At 61.1% G+C, this 14,043-nt stretch carries 14 protein-coding genes; 2 read left to right on the plus strand and 12 right to left on the minus strand.

The features are described from left to right. The first annotated feature begins 3 nt into the window (after nucleotides 1-3). Nucleotides 4-687 (plus strand): hypothetical protein, encoded by a 684-nt coding sequence (locus tag AC1VNX_RS23505; RefSeq protein WP_483159971.1) that lies wholly within the window; start codon nucleotides 4-6, stop codon nucleotides 685-687. Nucleotides 688-1,021: 334 nt separating this feature from the next. Here the strand turns inward: AC1VNX_RS23505 and AC1VNX_RS23510 are convergent, their stop codons facing one another. The 5 genes from AC1VNX_RS23510 to AC1VNX_RS23530 all read right to left on the minus strand — a co-directional run bounded on the left by AC1VNX_RS23510 (nucleotide 1,022) and on the right by AC1VNX_RS23530 (nucleotide 5,559). Beyond that, entirely contained in the window at nucleotides 1,022-1,387 is a 366-nt protein-coding gene (locus tag AC1VNX_RS23510; RefSeq protein WP_483159973.1) for an H-NS histone family protein, read from the minus strand. A 344-nt stretch (nucleotides 1,388-1,731) separates the two neighbouring features. Beyond that, nucleotides 1,732-2,043, minus strand: coding sequence for a hypothetical protein (locus AC1VNX_RS23515; protein WP_483159975.1), 312 nt, complete (start codon nucleotides 2,041-2,043; stop codon nucleotides 1,732-1,734). Between the two features lie 263 nt (nucleotides 2,044-2,306). Beyond that, nucleotides 2,307-3,404, minus strand: a complete 1,098-nt coding sequence (locus AC1VNX_RS23520; RefSeq protein WP_483159977.1) for a phage/plasmid replication protein, II/X family — start codon at nucleotides 3,402-3,404, stop codon at nucleotides 2,307-2,309. Between the two features lie 150 nt (nucleotides 3,405-3,554). Next, nucleotides 3,555-5,225: a DUF927 domain-containing protein gene (locus tag AC1VNX_RS23525; RefSeq protein ID WP_483159979.1), complete on the minus strand. Its 1,671-nt coding sequence runs from the start codon at nucleotides 5,223-5,225 to the stop codon at nucleotides 3,555-3,557. Further along, on the minus strand, nucleotides 5,212-5,559 hold the full coding sequence (locus tag AC1VNX_RS23530) for a helix-turn-helix transcriptional regulator (protein WP_483159981.1): 348 nt from the start codon (nucleotides 5,557-5,559) through the stop codon (nucleotides 5,212-5,214). Before AC1VNX_RS23530 ends, AC1VNX_RS23525 begins: the two co-directional genes overlap by 14 nt. Before the next feature lie 307 nt (nucleotides 5,560-5,866). On the opposite strand from AC1VNX_RS23530, the gene AC1VNX_RS23535 reads away from it, so the two are divergent. Further along, nucleotides 5,867-6,997, plus strand: coding sequence for a transcriptional regulator domain-containing protein (locus AC1VNX_RS23535; RefSeq protein WP_483159983.1), 1,131 nt, complete (start codon nucleotides 5,867-5,869; stop codon nucleotides 6,995-6,997). A gap of 722 nt (nucleotides 6,998-7,719) precedes the next feature. Here the strand turns inward: AC1VNX_RS23535 and AC1VNX_RS23540 are convergent. The 7 genes from AC1VNX_RS23540 to AC1VNX_RS23570 all read right to left on the minus strand — a co-directional run bounded on the left by AC1VNX_RS23540 (nucleotide 7,720) and on the right by AC1VNX_RS23570 (nucleotide 13,982). After that, nucleotides 7,720-8,877 (minus strand): tetratricopeptide repeat protein, encoded by a 1,158-nt coding sequence (locus AC1VNX_RS23540; protein WP_483159985.1) that lies wholly within the window; start codon nucleotides 8,875-8,877, stop codon nucleotides 7,720-7,722. 51 nt (nucleotides 8,878-8,928) lie between these two features. Continuing rightward, nucleotides 8,929-9,297 (minus strand): hypothetical protein, encoded by a 369-nt coding sequence (locus AC1VNX_RS23545; RefSeq protein ID WP_483159987.1) that lies wholly within the window; start codon nucleotides 9,295-9,297, stop codon nucleotides 8,929-8,931. A gap of 27 nt (nucleotides 9,298-9,324) precedes the next feature. Next, nucleotides 9,325-9,891, minus strand: coding sequence for a hypothetical protein (locus AC1VNX_RS23550; RefSeq protein ID WP_483159989.1), 567 nt, complete (start codon nucleotides 9,889-9,891; stop codon nucleotides 9,325-9,327). A 44-nt stretch (nucleotides 9,892-9,935) separates the two neighbouring features. After that, nucleotides 9,936-11,021 carry a hypothetical protein gene (locus AC1VNX_RS23555; RefSeq protein WP_483159991.1) on the minus strand — a complete coding sequence of 362 codons (1,086 nt, stop codon included), beginning with the start codon at nucleotides 11,019-11,021 and terminating at the stop codon, nucleotides 9,936-9,938. Between the two features lie 6 nt (nucleotides 11,022-11,027). After that, nucleotides 11,028-12,674: an outer membrane protein assembly factor BamB family protein gene (locus AC1VNX_RS23560; RefSeq protein ID WP_483159993.1), complete on the minus strand. Its 1,647-nt coding sequence runs from the start codon at nucleotides 12,672-12,674 to the stop codon at nucleotides 11,028-11,030. Between the two features lie 92 nt (nucleotides 12,675-12,766). Continuing rightward, on the minus strand, nucleotides 12,767-12,940 hold the full coding sequence (locus AC1VNX_RS23565; RefSeq protein WP_483159995.1) for a hypothetical protein: 174 nt from the start codon (nucleotides 12,938-12,940) through the stop codon (nucleotides 12,767-12,769). 25 nt (nucleotides 12,941-12,965) lie between these two features. After that, nucleotides 12,966-13,982 carry a hypothetical protein gene (locus AC1VNX_RS23570; protein WP_483159997.1) on the minus strand — a complete coding sequence of 339 codons (1,017 nt, stop codon included), beginning with the start codon at nucleotides 13,980-13,982 and terminating at the stop codon, nucleotides 12,966-12,968. Nucleotides 13,983-14,043 lie beyond the last annotated feature (61 nt).

Genomic DNA, 14,043 nt, shown 5'->3' on the forward strand with positions numbered 1-14,043 from the left:
CCGTTGCCACTGTTCATGGTTGCGCCACTACTCGAATCAACTGCCGCCAAGGAGGCGAGCCTGCAACCGGCGGCAGAGCCCCGTCAGCGGCGACGCCTGCGCAAGTGGTTGGAGTGGAGTGCCTTAGCGCGCAACGCGCTGGGAGCGACAAAGGACTTCGGCATCATCGCCGTTTTTGTTGCGCTGCTTTTCTTCAACCAGGAGGTGCTCGACTACCTCGACGAACGCGGTGCGTCCTTCATGCCACCGCAGCCCACTGTCGACGTGCCAAGTGCCTTAGTCAGATTGAACCGGGGTGCAGATTCGTTGCCTGTAACCGCTGAGGCGACTCTGGGGCCGTCCGCCCCGATCAGCGGAAAAGCCGGACGCAAGGCTTCGCGCGCCGAGCAGCGTTTACTTCGAGCCGATGAAGCGGACTACATCAACGACTGGGCTCTGGTGATCTCAGCAACGATCGATGTCGAATCAGCAAGGCGTCTTGCCGCCTCGGCACGTCCCGACCTTGCCTTGCAGATGCGGGTGTACCGCAAGGGCACAGTCCGGCTGGTGGTGCCGCTCGGTCGTGCAGACGAAGCAAGGGTCGCGGTTCCCGCCGTACGGCTAACCTACCCGGGGGCAGCCCTCATCAGTCTGTCGTCGTGGTGTCTATCGCCAACCCGTGAAGACGATATCGTCGTCTGCAAATGAACAGACCCGATAGCCATCGCCCCGACTTGCTATGAACAGCAGCACCATTGGCGTTTTCTGCCATCTTGATGGCCAGGACCTGTGGCGCATGATGCCCGGTCCACTAGCGACAACGAATCAGTCTCAGCTATCGGCGCGAGGACCAGACATGGATCAGCCCCCCGGATCAGAGTCATTACACCTGATGGGGTCCGACGAAGGATGAGCCGCTCCCCGAGCTGCGAACATGGAGTCGTGCATGATTCGTGGCCCGATAAACGGGGTTTACGACGCCGACGATAACGTGCGGCGCGGCCATCAGGAGGCGACTGCCGCTGCCGCCGCAGGCAAGAGCCTAGGCTTGCTTGACGAGCAGGTCGTCGGCGGACTTGCCAGACTCGAGGGCTGCCTTGAACCATGCCGGACGGGGGCCACGGCCGCTCCACACGTTGCCCTGGTCGTCCTGGAACTTCGGCACCGCTGCCGCGGATGCTGCTGCGGCCCTTTTTCCCTTCCTTGTCTTATTGGCGGCGACGCCAGACTTGGAAGCAGGACGCCCAACAGCCTTGCCAAAGCCAAGCTCGGCCGCCGTGAAGCCATATACCGCGATCGCTTCCTTGATGCGGCTGAGCACGCCGTCGGCCTCTTTCTTGCGCAGTTGTTCAGCCTCGCGTTGAAGTTCTTCGATCTGCTTCTGTACCTGCAGGAAAGTCTTTGCCATCAATTAGTCCTTGAATTAGAGAGGGGTGCGAGTTTAAGCCCGATAGAAATCGGCTTGATGTTGGCGCATATTGCTAATGCGCCCAGAGATGCAATCCTATGACACAGGACGCTTCGCCGCGCGCCGAAGAGACCTAACGCATGCTAGCCTTGTTGACGCCCCTCAAGGCCCAGCATGCCATCCTGACGCAAAAACTGAACGCGGACGCGCTGCCTTCGGCTTGTGGCCAAAGGCAGCCGGCCGGAGGATGCTACGGCGATGCCTTCGGGGGAAGGTTCATTGACTGCGATCTGCTTGGCTCAACAATTCTGAGCAAGGCGCGCTAACTGCGGCTCCGTTCGTGTTTAGTCTCGGGTGGATTCCGGGTCCCAGATCAGCTTGCGGTCGAAGATTTCATTCAACGTTTGGTTGTTGTAGTCTTCTACGATCTCCCAATCGATGCGGCGAATCGCCATCACCAATCGGAGACGCTGCAGACTGATCGCGCCCCCCGTCATGCAACCCCGCATGTGGATCGCCAGGCCGATCTCACATGTTTCGGTATATTTTCCCATCGAAACCAAGTGCCAGGGTCCAGCTCTCATCTTCACGGTAGCGCCGGGCATCAGATTGCCGACAGCTTCTCGTTTCTCGCGATGAAAGTTTTCGTACAACATTTTGAATTGGTCAGTAGTAATTTCAAGCATTTTTTTCTGAACATTGGCCTCGCAAGGCATCTTTTTCGGGAAAAGGAACGCAGCAAAGTAATCGTCGTGGGCTCATCGACAACATGCGGCTCGCAGATGGAAAGTCCCATCTATAACAAGCCGCCGTTGCCAATAGCAGCCAGGTTGATGGAGTGCGCTCACGAGAGCGATAGCGGTACCGGGAAGGCTGCTGCGGTTCTATACAGGGAATTCGCTGGTTTCGAGGGATCGACTTATTCGCGAGGCACTCCTTGGTTGTGTGCTTCGGCCCGCTTTTTGAGGCGCTCCCACAGCTTCGGATGGGCCTTGAATCCGACACCGTGGTGCAGAACGTCGCGGACCGTCAGAACGGCCAAACGCTGGGTCTTAGCATCGGTCGGATTGGTGATATCGATCCCGGTGATGGCCAAGACTTGGCGGCGATTCGAGACGAACGTCGTCGGCGAGTCAGTGAACGCAGACGTATCACCCAAAACCCATGCACGAAGCTTCGCTTGGCACGCGCGCGACAGATTCGATGCCAATGCAAGATCTGGAATGACCCCGTCGGCACGGGTCATGAAGTCGAACTGACGCTGGATGAGACCGCGACCGACTTGGGAAGTCATCGCGTGCGGATCGGAGAGTTCCAAGCGCTTGAGTTCATCTGCGCGGAGGACGAACTCGAAGCGCAACAGATTCTGCGCCTTCGACGTCAACTGCGTCCGCTTCAGAACACCGGAGGGGATGGGACGCACGTTTAGTTCCGAGCCCTTGTTGTAGATCTTCAAAGTCTTGCGACGGGAGTGCTGACCGATGTAAATCGTGTCAACGCCGTAGAAGCTGACGTCACGCGCAGTACTGATAGCCAGGTGACGCAGCGCCAGCATGACGAGGCGTACACGCTCGGGGGAGCCGCAGTCACAGTGCGCCGCGAAGTCGACACGGAGTAGTTCATATGCGCCCTCCTCCACTCGCGTAGCAAGCGAACGGCTGACGGTGATCCCGGCACGCTTCAACGTCGTGAGGATCATCTCCGAGGTGAGTTGGTGGGCGTTCTCGATCCCGACGACGTTCTGACCGGTAAGGAATTTGGGACCTGCTTCGATGTATGCGATCTCTTCACCGGGTCGGGAGAAAATCGTGGCAACGCAACCAGGGAACGGACCTGGAACCTTGAAGCTGTAGCCGTCGTGCTTGAGTGGCGAGGCGTGCAGCTCCTTGACAGCCTTGGCGGACAGTTCGATCTTCACCTTCATGGTGTCGAACAACGACGATTTGAAGAGCGGTACGATGTGATCAGGGTCAGTATTGAAGTGCGTTTCGAAGTCAGAAATCAGACTAAAAGGCATGAGTTCTCCTCGCCCGGCGGTTCGGCCAGGCTAGTAAATGAAATAAAGGTTTGTGGGGTATTACCCCGGCGTAGGTCAGGGCCAAAAGGCGACCCAGCGCTCGTGCGCGCTGTTGTTGCGCTGTTACGCCGTAACAGCGCAACAGATGGGTTAGCCGTCGCCCTGAATGCGCGTGCTGATCGCGTAGAACCGCTTGGGTTTCTCGCCTGGGTTCAGGCGAACCGACAGCGTCTTCTCGCCCTTGTTCGTTTTGAGCAGGCTCGCGCCCTCGAGCGCCCGCAAAGCGTCCCGATCACCGAAACCCTTGCTGAGCTCACCGAGCATCCGTGGTAACAGCAAATAGTAGCGCTCACCTTCGAATTCACGGGTGTACCCCCACATGCCGTTGAAGACATTCGATCGGTCTGCCCAAGGCACGAAAAACTTCGGGTTCCGATCTAGTGCATGGCGCACCGAGCCCAAAATCTCCTCCTGCTGGCGTGTCTGACCGGCACCGCGCCGCCTTTGCTGTTCAACCAGGACACTGACGAAGGCCCGACGCACTTCCTTCTTTGTGAGCGGGATCAGGTCGTAGTCGATCGCAACCGAAAGCGCGAACATCCAGCCGGCGTAACCGCTGATCATCCGTTTCAGCACAGGGTCTTTCGCCTCGACAGCGGTCTCCAGAATCTGGCGCATGCGCGGGAGCTCTCGGTCACGCTGCTGACGGATCTCTTGCAAGTTGTGTGCGACCACGCCGACCCACTCCGGCCAGAGCGCTCCGAAATAATTGCGCGATCGGCTAGCGAGCTTTTCGGCGAATTCCGCCGGCTCCTGGTCTTGGGCAAACGCGTCGAAAGCACCATGCTCGGCTTCGATGACCAACTCGAAAACGCGTGCACTCATTCCGGCATCGATCTGCACGCCGGCCGACCCTCTTGCCCCTTCAGCAATCGTTCGCTCGTTCGATACCACGAGCGTACAGTGGGCTGGCTCCCCTACGATGGCTTTCTGTCCAGCGGAGCCAACAGCACGCGCGGCGCCGTTGCCCACATCGAAGATGAGCCTGGGGAAATCCGCTGAGCTACCGACCTGTCGGGCATCCTCCAGGTGAACCGCTTCGTCAGGTCGCTCAGACATACGCATCAGCAGGCCCAGGATGGTCCCGGTGGCGCTTTCGAGATCGTCGCCCGAGCGGCTTGCAGACAAGCACGCCCGCTGCAGCGCACTCTTACCCATCGAGCTCTCACCTATGATGAACAAAGAAAGCTTGTGCAGGTCCAGTGCGCGCACGAGCAATGCGCAGAGAGTCGCCCCCAGTGCGACGGTCATGTAACGCTGGCCTTTGAACAAAACGCCGACCTTGCGCTTCCAACGCTCCAAGGAGCACGAAGCGGGAATCACATCTCGGTCGGTCATGCAGACCACCTTACCGGGCTTCCCTTGCTCATTCGCCCAGTAGATGTGATTGGCATACACGAAACCCTCCACCTCGTGCGCAGCGGCCAAAACCCGGAAATAGCCAGGTCGCTGCAGCAGCACAACGCGCTTTTTTGCTGCAACGCGCAACTGACCACAGAGGAGCTTCAGATCCGCCTCTTCCATGTCGCTTGTGTCGATGTCATGAGCAACGGCAAAGTCGATGAGACACCCCGTCTTCTTCTGCACAAGATCGTGCTCAGGCAGGCAGGCCCAGCACTCGCCACCAGGCATAGTCAACTTCACCGCGATCTTCGGAAGACGGTGACCGCTGGCGTCAGTCGCGCGGCGGACTTTCAAGATGGCGGCGCGCAGTGCACCGCCACCTTCGAGCAGCGGACCATTGCGTTTACGAACGGGCATCTCGTCCTCCCTTCGCGTCGCGCTCGAGCAACCGCTCGGCGATCCACTTGCGGACCTCAGACTCCGGGAAGCGGATGGAACGGGGACCGATCTTCACGCGGCCGACGAAGCCGCCGTCGCGCAGGCGGTTGTAGACAGAGCTCCGGCACATGCCGGTAAGCACCACAACCTCGCTGATCTTGAGTAGGCGGTCGACAGGCTCGCGGTAGTACTTATGCACGGAGGCAAATGCAACTGCTTCGGCGCTGGGCCCGGCCTCAGATACTTTCGGGGGGCCGGCGATCGCTGCTTGTGCGAGCCCGTGATCGAGTTGGCCTTTGGGGATCTTTTTCATTGATTTTCATGTGGATCTCAGAGCTGAATGAGCGAGACTCCGGGCGGGCCGATTCAGCTTGATTAGTGATGCAGATTTTTAAGGGAGTTTTGGCGCCAACGGCGGCATTAGCTGTTCATGTATTCGGTTGAATCTCCTTGCGCTTCGAAGACTCAATTGCACCAGTTTGCGATGGCAGAATGTCGGAAAACAGTGGCCTAGGGGAACGTTTTCCGAATGGAATTGCGGCTCACGTGAGGAGCCTTCGTTCAGCACACAATCTCAGAGCGGGGCTTATTCGCAGCCAACGCTGACTACCGTCCTACACATGCCTAAGAACAATAGAGACTTCATATCGGCGATGAACAATGCGCAGTTGGCCTGGGAGTTTTTGCGCCGCAATGCCGAGTACATCAAAGCCTATGAGAACTTCACAGCGCGATGCCTTGGCCCCCGAGAGCTGACACACGAAGAGGAGGCCTCGATACTCGAGGCTCTCGATGCCCTTGGGGCATGGCGCCCTAGATACGAGCCGTGGATCAGAGCGGCTTTCCTTACTGGCAAGGATTTCATCAAGCACGTCGACGTCGATGAAGACTACTTTCGGGGGTCGTACTTTGAATCTGAGACCAACCTGGACCCCATGCGATTTTTGTTGCGCGAATGGATCGATCCCAAAACGTCTCCACTCCCTATTGATCGACAGATCTTCGACCGCGCGGGCGCGTTAGATCTCAAGATTCTCAGAAAGGGCACACCCGAGTTTTCCGGCGCGTTCAGATTGGGCCTGATCGATGGTGCAGATGACGGCACCTTCTTTGAGGAGACTCCTGATCCCGAAAGTGTTCCCGAAGCGATGCTCGAAGGTATGCTGCCGCCGAACTATGAGTTCGATCGCAGTGTCTTGATACTCCATGGATTTCCACTACGGCCTCTTCTCTGGGAAACCCTGGCAGACCAAATAGATCAGGTTCCCCGCGAGACCGTAATGGCGATACTGCGCGCCCAAAGAGACTTTCTAAGTGAAGCTCGTACACCAACAGTCGACACGCACAACATCCTGCGGGTGTATGGCGACGGCGGGGTTCAAAGCTTTGACCTTCACGCCAATTTGCAGTTCAACCTCACACTTCCTCTTCGCGATCAGGTTGAGGCGGCGCTTGTCCATCTGAGGGAGCAACAAGCACGTTTGATGCAAGTTGCGGACAAGACCTTCGAACCCGCTCACGGCGACATTCACATCTCGAATGCCAACGGCGTGTACAAAAAATACCTCGATCTACTAGACGCGTACGACCACGCCATGGATGGACGCGGTCGCCTACAGGAGGCGATTCGAGTAGTGTCAGGGGAAGCAGACCTGCAACCGGGCGAGCCAATGTACACAACGCTTGCCAAGGCATTCGCTAGAGCTACGGCCATTCGCCGTGGTGAGTATCGATCGCTGGCGTTCGTCTAAAAGTGCAGTGGCTCCTTTTCTAATCGGATGCACAGGACGCGAGACGCTGAGCCGAGAACAACCGCCGCGCCGAGAACCCTGGTCCATCTATTGCATCAGAAAATTCAAGGCATTGTTTGTTCTCCAAACATGGAGATGGGAAAGCTGGAGAGTTTGGCTTAATTAATTCACGAGGCCCCGCTGAACGCAGGCCGCATACACAAAGCGACGATAACCACAGACACGTAAACACCTGGTTATCGGCGCCTGGCATCTGCCACCAATCTAGGTGCTTGTTGCTGCCAAGCTCTGGGCCAAGGCGTCTTCAGTCCTCCCGGAGCCCATCACTAACTCGTCATATCCCTTCAGCCCCGCAGCAAGGCTAAAGTTGCACGCAAAGTCTCGCGCGTTGCGCCCCGTCTGCCGCGCTCTCGCGGGATTTGCAAGCTTGTCGAGCACAGCCTCTGCAATTCGCTCGACATCGAAAAAGCCGTAATAGTCCGACGAAGGCCACCCTTGCCTGATGCACAGGCTGCGGGAAGCATCTGACCCGAATCGCAGACCCGCTTGGAGGTGTGCGCTAACGGATGCGGATGGAGTGAACCCCTGCGCCCTCAGCGCCTGCACCACCGGCCTCATGCGCAGCAGGTGCCCCCAATTCGAGCCCAGCTCCATCACCACCAACACCCGCTTGCCCGTGCCCCGTCCCATCACGTCATCCTCGCTCGCCCTCGTCCCCCCGCTCATACCCTGCCCAGCACCACATCCGCCAGCGACCTCCCGTTGACGTCCCGGTGCGCCGACAGCGCCGCATGCGCCACCTCCAGGAACTTCGTCCGGTCTCCCGTCTGCCCGCCCAGGATCGCCTGCGCAAACTGCGCCGACAGACTCGCCGCGTCCAGCCCCTGCGCCCGCCGCACCGACGCCTGTGCCTGCTCCGCCTCCCCCTGCAGCGCCTGCGCCACCGCCAGCGCACCGTGTGTGTCCGCGAAGTTGCGGTCCAGCGCCAGGGCCGCATTGAACGCCTCCATCGCCGCGCCCACATCGTTCTGGAACAGCGCCGTCCACCCCAGTCCGTGCCAGCTGCCGATGTGCCGCGGTATGAACCTCACCGCCCGCTCGAACGCATCGCGCGCGCTCGCGAAGTCCCCCGACAGCAGCAGCGCCATGCCCGCCGCCGACCAAGTACGTCCGTCCTGCGGATGCCGCTGCAGCGCCGAGCGCAGCAATTGCAGCGCCCCCTGGGCATCGCGCTCGCCCAACCTCACCGAGGCCGCGGCCACCTGCGCCTCGTGCTGCGAAGGCTCCAACGTCAGCGCGCTCGCCGACCAGCGCCGGGCATCTTCCATGCGCTCCTCGTCCGCCGCCATCAGGCTGGCCACGCCAAAGGCCTGGGCCGACCGGCACTGACCTTCGTGCTTCTCGAAGAGCGCCAATCCCTCCTCCAGTTCGCCTCGCCGATGCAGCTGCCGCAGGCTCAGCGTCAGCGCTTCGGGCACCACCGCCAGATGCTGCTCCACCAAGGGCCCGAGCAGCGCCAGCGCCTCCTCGCTGCGCTCCTGGCCCGCCAGCGCGCTGGCCAGGTTGAACCGCAGCACCGCATCGTCGAACCCCTCGCCGATCAGCCCCTGCAGCAGTTGCGCAGCCTCTTCCCACTGGCCCTGCGCCATGTCCAGCAGCGCCAGCCGGTGGCGCCAGCCCGCATCGCTCGCATGGCGCTGCAGCACCCAGTGCGCCTGCTCCTGCGCCCGCCCGAAGTCCCCAACTCCCAGCGCCCGCTCGAAGATCTCCCCGCGCAGCGACATGTTCTCAGGATCCGACGACAGGTACCCCAGCAACCGCCCAAGCTGTTCATCCTGAACTCGCTCAACCGATACGGATGGTTTGGAAGGAGCAGACATGGGAATCAATGGAAAGCGTTGGAAAACCCGCAGGCAAGTGCCACGCGGCCTTTACCGACTCAAGAGCACGTCCGCGGCCCTGTCCATATCGACCACCAATTCGGGGTCTGTTTCCATGGCCAGTTGGACCCGATCGATCAGCCCTTGAAATGCGGGGTCCGCGGGAGCCTCGTCGCCCAGAAGGTCAGACAGAGTTCCCTCGAGGAAGATCCGAAAAGCCTTGCGGCGGCGCTGTGGATCATCGGGAGAAATTTCTCTGAGGCGCAACGCCGCTTGCGCCCTGAAATCCGACGACCGCTGCTGCTCCTGCACGACCTTGCCGGCCGAGGGTGCATGCGCGTCTGGCGGCTTGCTCTGGGCCGTCGCGCCGTGAAGACGGATCGCTTGGGCAAGCCTTCCGATCCCGGAAATGTCCGTCATCCGTACTTGCCCCAGGGCACCACGCCGTCAATGCTGACCATAGCTCGAGACCAGGAAGTGTGTCGTGCTTTCTGCGGAAGCTTGTGCGGGTGCCTCCTGGGCCCCTCTGCCAGGCTCCTGGCCGAGGTGCTCGAGGCGCGCCAGAACGCCAAGCATGTCCTTGTTGAGCGCCGGATTCTCCGAATTGAGTGCGATCCCTTGCTCGATGAGCGCCTGCGCACCTGCCTTGTTGCCCCGCAAGATGGCCACGAATCCGCGAGTGAAGCACTCCAGCACGCCGCTCTCCGGTGACGCGAGAAGCGGCTCCCACGTCGCCTGAGCCGCCGCGGCTCTCCCATTGGTCAATTGCAAAAGCCCGAGCTGGAAGCGGGCAATCGACAATCCTGGCGCCCGTGCCAGGCATGCGATGAACGACGCCTCTGCCAGATCGTTTTGCTGGATCTGTGCGAAGTTCGCGGCCAAGAGGAAGTGCGGTATAGCCGACCCGGGATCCAACTGCGAGGCATTCACGAGGAACTGCTCGGCATCATCGAAACGCCCCTCCTGCGTGGCGGCCGTCGCGCTCCGGATCAATTCTTCAAATTCGGTGCTCATTGAATCTCTCCTTCCATTTCACGTCGTCTGGCAGTCCGTGCCACTCAATCCTGCAAGGCCTCGCGCAACTCTCGCTCCACTTGGCGAACATCGCGCACAGTGCGCATCGCCTGAATCCGGGCTTGTAGCCTGTCTTTGTGCAGTTCCGTGACCCAAAGCTTTTTTTCCGCATCCTCGACCGTACTCCATATCAAGCGAGCGGCATCGAGGATGCCGAGGCTGCGCGCCTGAGCAAAACCCTCTAGCAACGAAAAATCGACGTCTGGGGCCTTCACCCCGCCCGCATCGATCAGTTGCCGCGCAAGCCGCGCCTTGTGCCTCATCAGGATGTCCTCGCCCACGTAGCCAAGGCGAGCAGGATGGCGTGCGTCGTTGATCCGATCACGCAGTTGTGCATTCAGCCTGGCGATCTCATGTGCTCGATGCACCTCGGACATCGGTGCCTCGAGTTCCTCCGGCCTCATGGGTGTCGCTGGGTACGGGTAATGCGTGGAGGCCTGCGGCACAGTCTCCTCCAGCAGAATCCTGCGCAGTTCGATCAATTCGCCCTGCGTGGTGGCAGCCTCGATGCGCAGCGTCATGCGCTCGCGCAGCGCCTCGCCCCGCGCAAGCCGCTGGTAGAACGCGGCTTCGCCGTCGAGGACCAGCCCGGCTGCGTCGGCCATCGTCAGCCCGCGCGCGTCGGCCGCGCCCTGCAGCAAGAGAAACTCTTGCGGCGCAATCGCATCGTCGTCCCCCATGGCCAGGAACCGGCGGGCCTCCTCGACCTTGAGACGACGGGCCTCCAGATCCAGCCAGGAACTCGCCGGCCCATCCGGGTGCATCCGCTGGACCTTCTCGGCCAACAATGCAAGCAGCGCCCGGCGGTTGGCACTCAACAGGTTTTCCGTGGGCGTCGGCGCCTGTTTTTCACGCGCATCGGCAAATACGGTACCGCTGAAGCGCCATCCCCAGCAGTTACGCAATGTCATGCCGGCCGGCAGGTCGCCCAAATAGTGGCTGACGAAATACCAGTCGCCGTCCTGCGGCGGCTCATAGGCCGGATCGTCGGTGAAGTACACCACGCGATGCGTCTTGACCTGGGATACGACAAACCAGGTGGATAGCGGGCGATCGAAACTGCTGGACATGGGGCTTCAATGGCGACGCTGCGCCGTGTAATACGAATCGACGGAGAACAGCTGCAACCCGGCAGTATGGCTAGCGCAAGCCAGCACCTGGAACTCGCCGATGCGGCCGACTGCAGGTTGCTGAAGGTAGTCTCCTGCAATGCGCCCTTCCCAGGGTTTGTCCCCCGAAGCCGTATCGACCACTGCGAGATGCCCGTTTTCGGAGAGCACCACGGCGTATCGGCCCCAAAAAACCGGCGCCCAGACCCCGGGACTTCGCAGCCGGTGAATCCAGCGCACCCGGAAGTCCCATGCATCCAATCCCACCAGATGGCCGCTCCCGTCGAACACATGAACGGTGTCTCCGTCCACGGAAAGATACTGATGCTTGGACCCGCGCCCATAGGGACGCTCCAGACATGGTGCTCCTTGCTCCAGATCGAAGCTCTGCAAAATGCCATCCTCGGTCGCAACGATCACCTGCTTCCCGAAAATCGCCGGCTGGCCTCTCACCAGGCCCCGTGTTTCGGCGCGCCAGCGCAGTTGCCCATCGGATGCCCCCACGCCCACAAGCGACTGATCATTGGCGGTGGCAACCACGAGGTCCGCGCCGGCATCGTAGACCGGCGTGCCAGGCGCCCAAAAACCCAAGCGGTGCCGCCACCTGACGCGGCCAGTGGACCAATCCAGGCAGAAGAGGTGCCCGAACGGCTCACCATCCCCACCCTGCTCCGTGCTGATGAAAACGCGCTGATTCGCCAGGTCGACGACGGGCGTCGCGTGCACATGCGCATCCAGCCGCCAACGCCAAAGCAGCTTGCCAGTTCGCGCGTCGAGCCGCGTCGCCGTGCCGTCGTAGCAGCCGAAAACAAGACTGTCGTCCACCCATTGCAGACGCTGGACAATGCCCTTGAGCGGCTGCTCGAGGGCACTGTAGCGCCAGACCACCTCTCCGCTGTCGCCCGCCACGCGCCAGACCCTGGAGCGGCCATCCGCGTAGAACACGGCGCCGTCGGCGACAAGCGGCGAGGACTTGGCAGGCCGCTCCGCATGGCCCTCGATATCGAAGCGCCACCAAAGCGTCGATCGAATCAGCGGCGGGGCCTCCTGAGCAGCCGCTGGCCCCAACGGCCCCGTGCAGTCGCGCGTCAAGCCAAGATCGTGCCTGCGAAAGAGAGACAGCACCGGAAAGCGGCTGACGGCCATGCGCAACGCCCCCTCAGGGTGCTGATAGTCCAACAAGACGGCAGCGCCCACCAAACAAACACGGCGCGTATCGGCCTGGAGCGCCTCATCGACCAGATCAATCGCGGAGCCTTTGCCGAGGAAGTCGTCGACGATCACGGCTCGAGCCTCGGGCGCGCATTCGGGACCCTCGACCCAGCGTCGGGTCCGGTGCGGTTTGCGCTCACCTCGCACCATCCAGAGCTTCAAGTCCACGCCATCCGTCTCCAGCGCAGCGAAGGCGATGGCGTAGAGCAACGGCGCACCGCCGAAGCCCGGCCCGATCAGGACGTCGGGACTTAGCGGTCGGATCAGCGCCCACAGCTGCCGTCCGGCACTGCGCGCCAGCGCACTGCGGGTCAGCAGGTTCTTGAAATCGAACGACGGCTTGTCCGCCAGCAGCAGCGCGTGCTCGAAGATCGCACGCTTCAACTGCGCACGCTCATCCATCGCTACGGGCATCGATTCTCGGAGTTCCAGTTCGGATGGACATCGGCAAACGCCGACCGCCCGACCATGCGGGCGCTCGATTCGCCTTGAGGTCAGTCGGTATCGCCGATTTCGCCACCGGAGTCCCCATCGCCACTGCCACCGGTGCAGTCCTGGACGGAATCCAGGGTGGATCCCGGAGCTACCCCCACCAGGGTCACGAACACGGGATCCATCGCATCGAGCAAGCGTGGGGCAGCAACAACTGGCAAGTCCATGGCATTCATGGTCGTTTCCTCAGGGGTGTGGTTGTCAATTGGCCGAAGCCACGGAAGAAAGCACCGGCGCGCCAGCACCAGTGGGCACAGCCTCGTCGTGCGGCTGAGCGAAAAGCGACTGAACCATTCGCGGATACACCAAGGGATGCACCGTTGGATTGCTGTTCATCTCGAGCAGCCAGATCTTGCCCTCGGCATCGCGGATAGCGTCGACGGTGTAGGCCACGCCAGCGCCCGGTGCCACAGGTATTCCTGATCGCAATGCATGCCCGTACGCCACGAGCGTCGCATGGCCTGGATCCCCGGGACTGCGCAAGTCAACGACACGCCGTCCCCTGGGATGCATGAGTTCGGAGCCATAGCGGAAGTCGACCAACTGCTTGCCTCCGCGTGCAGGCACAGCCTCGGGGTCGACTTGGCGGTAGCTCATCACCATACGGCTTCTTTCCAGCAGCTTCCCCACCAGTTCCGGGCTGCGTCGCTGCGTCAGGTGTGCACGCTCTTCGACGAGTTGCAGCCACGTCAAGTGACCATCTCCTTTGACCGCAGCCATAGTGTCGACTTCCATGCAGACAGGATCTTCGTCCCAGTACCAGATCTTGAGAACCTCGCCCTCCACGAAGCGCTCGTAGTACTCGGACTGCGCGATATCGAGCGCAGTCTGCGAGGCAGATCGGAAAGGCCCCCTGATGTCCTGACCGAACGAGGAGGCCGCGCGCTTCACGATGACGTCGGACATTTTGGATTCCGAATCCACCGAGAACGCGGGAACAGGCAACCCCTTTGTCGCGGCGAACCGCTTGAACCCGAGCTTGTCGCTGGCGATCGGCCAGCGTTGTGGCGCATAGGGCAGCCACCCCGCGAAATGCGTGACGTTGTCGGTCCAGACAGGCTCGTAGCTGTTGCGCCCGTCCTTCAGCGTCAGGAATTGCGGGTGCAGAGCCCAGTGCCGAGGACCATGGCGCAGCAGCGCCTGCATCGAGTTCCCGGCCAGCAAGAGATCCCCACCAGCGGACTGGACTCCGATCCGGAGCCACTTGACGTGGTCCATGAAGCTGTTCTTGGAAGCGGGCACTTTTCCTCCGGTCGTTGAGAAGCCTCCACTTTCGTCT

It is taken from the genome of Variovorax sp. TLI9-5A (assembly GCF_056867935.1).

What these genes read in the sequence shown, in the direction of transcription:
- AC1VNX_RS23560 (WP_483159993.1), bottom strand. Translation starts at nt 12,674, where the DNA reads ATGGATGAGCGTGCGCAGTTGAAGCGTGCGATCTTCGAGCACGCGCTG.
- AC1VNX_RS23570 (WP_483159997.1), bottom strand. Translation starts at nt 13,982, where the DNA reads ATGGACCACGTCAAGTGGCTCCGGATCGGAGTCCAGTCCGCTGGTGGG.
- AC1VNX_RS23530 (WP_483159981.1), bottom strand. Translation starts at nt 5,559, where the DNA reads ATGAAAAAGATCCCCAAAGGCCAACTCGATCACGGGCTCGCACAAGCA.
- AC1VNX_RS23545 (WP_483159987.1), bottom strand. Translation starts at nt 9,297, where the DNA reads ATGACGGACATTTCCGGGATCGGAAGGCTTGCCCAAGCGATCCGTCTT.
- AC1VNX_RS23510 (WP_483159973.1), bottom strand. Translation starts at nt 1,387, where the DNA reads ATGGCAAAGACTTTCCTGCAGGTACAGAAGCAGATCGAAGAACTTCAA.
- AC1VNX_RS23565 (WP_483159995.1), bottom strand. Translation starts at nt 12,940, where the DNA reads ATGAATGCCATGGACTTGCCAGTTGTTGCTGCCCCACGCTTGCTCGAT.
- AC1VNX_RS23515 (WP_483159975.1), bottom strand. Translation starts at nt 2,043, where the DNA reads ATGTTGTACGAAAACTTTCATCGCGAGAAACGAGAAGCTGTCGGCAAT.
- AC1VNX_RS23525 (WP_483159979.1), bottom strand. Translation starts at nt 5,225, where the DNA reads ATGCCCGTTCGTAAACGCAATGGTCCGCTGCTCGAAGGTGGCGGTGCA.
- AC1VNX_RS23550 (WP_483159989.1), bottom strand. Translation starts at nt 9,891, where the DNA reads ATGAGCACCGAATTTGAAGAATTGATCCGGAGCGCGACGGCCGCCACG.
- AC1VNX_RS23520 (WP_483159977.1), bottom strand. Translation starts at nt 3,404, where the DNA reads ATGCCTTTTAGTCTGATTTCTGACTTCGAAACGCACTTCAATACTGAC.
- AC1VNX_RS23540 (WP_483159985.1), bottom strand. Translation starts at nt 8,877, where the DNA reads ATGTCTGCTCCTTCCAAACCATCCGTATCGGTTGAGCGAGTTCAGGAT.
- AC1VNX_RS23535 (WP_483159983.1), top strand. Translation starts at nt 5,867, where the DNA reads ATGCCTAAGAACAATAGAGACTTCATATCGGCGATGAACAATGCGCAG.
- AC1VNX_RS23555 (WP_483159991.1), bottom strand. Translation starts at nt 11,021, where the DNA reads ATGTCCAGCAGTTTCGATCGCCCGCTATCCACCTGGTTTGTCGTATCC.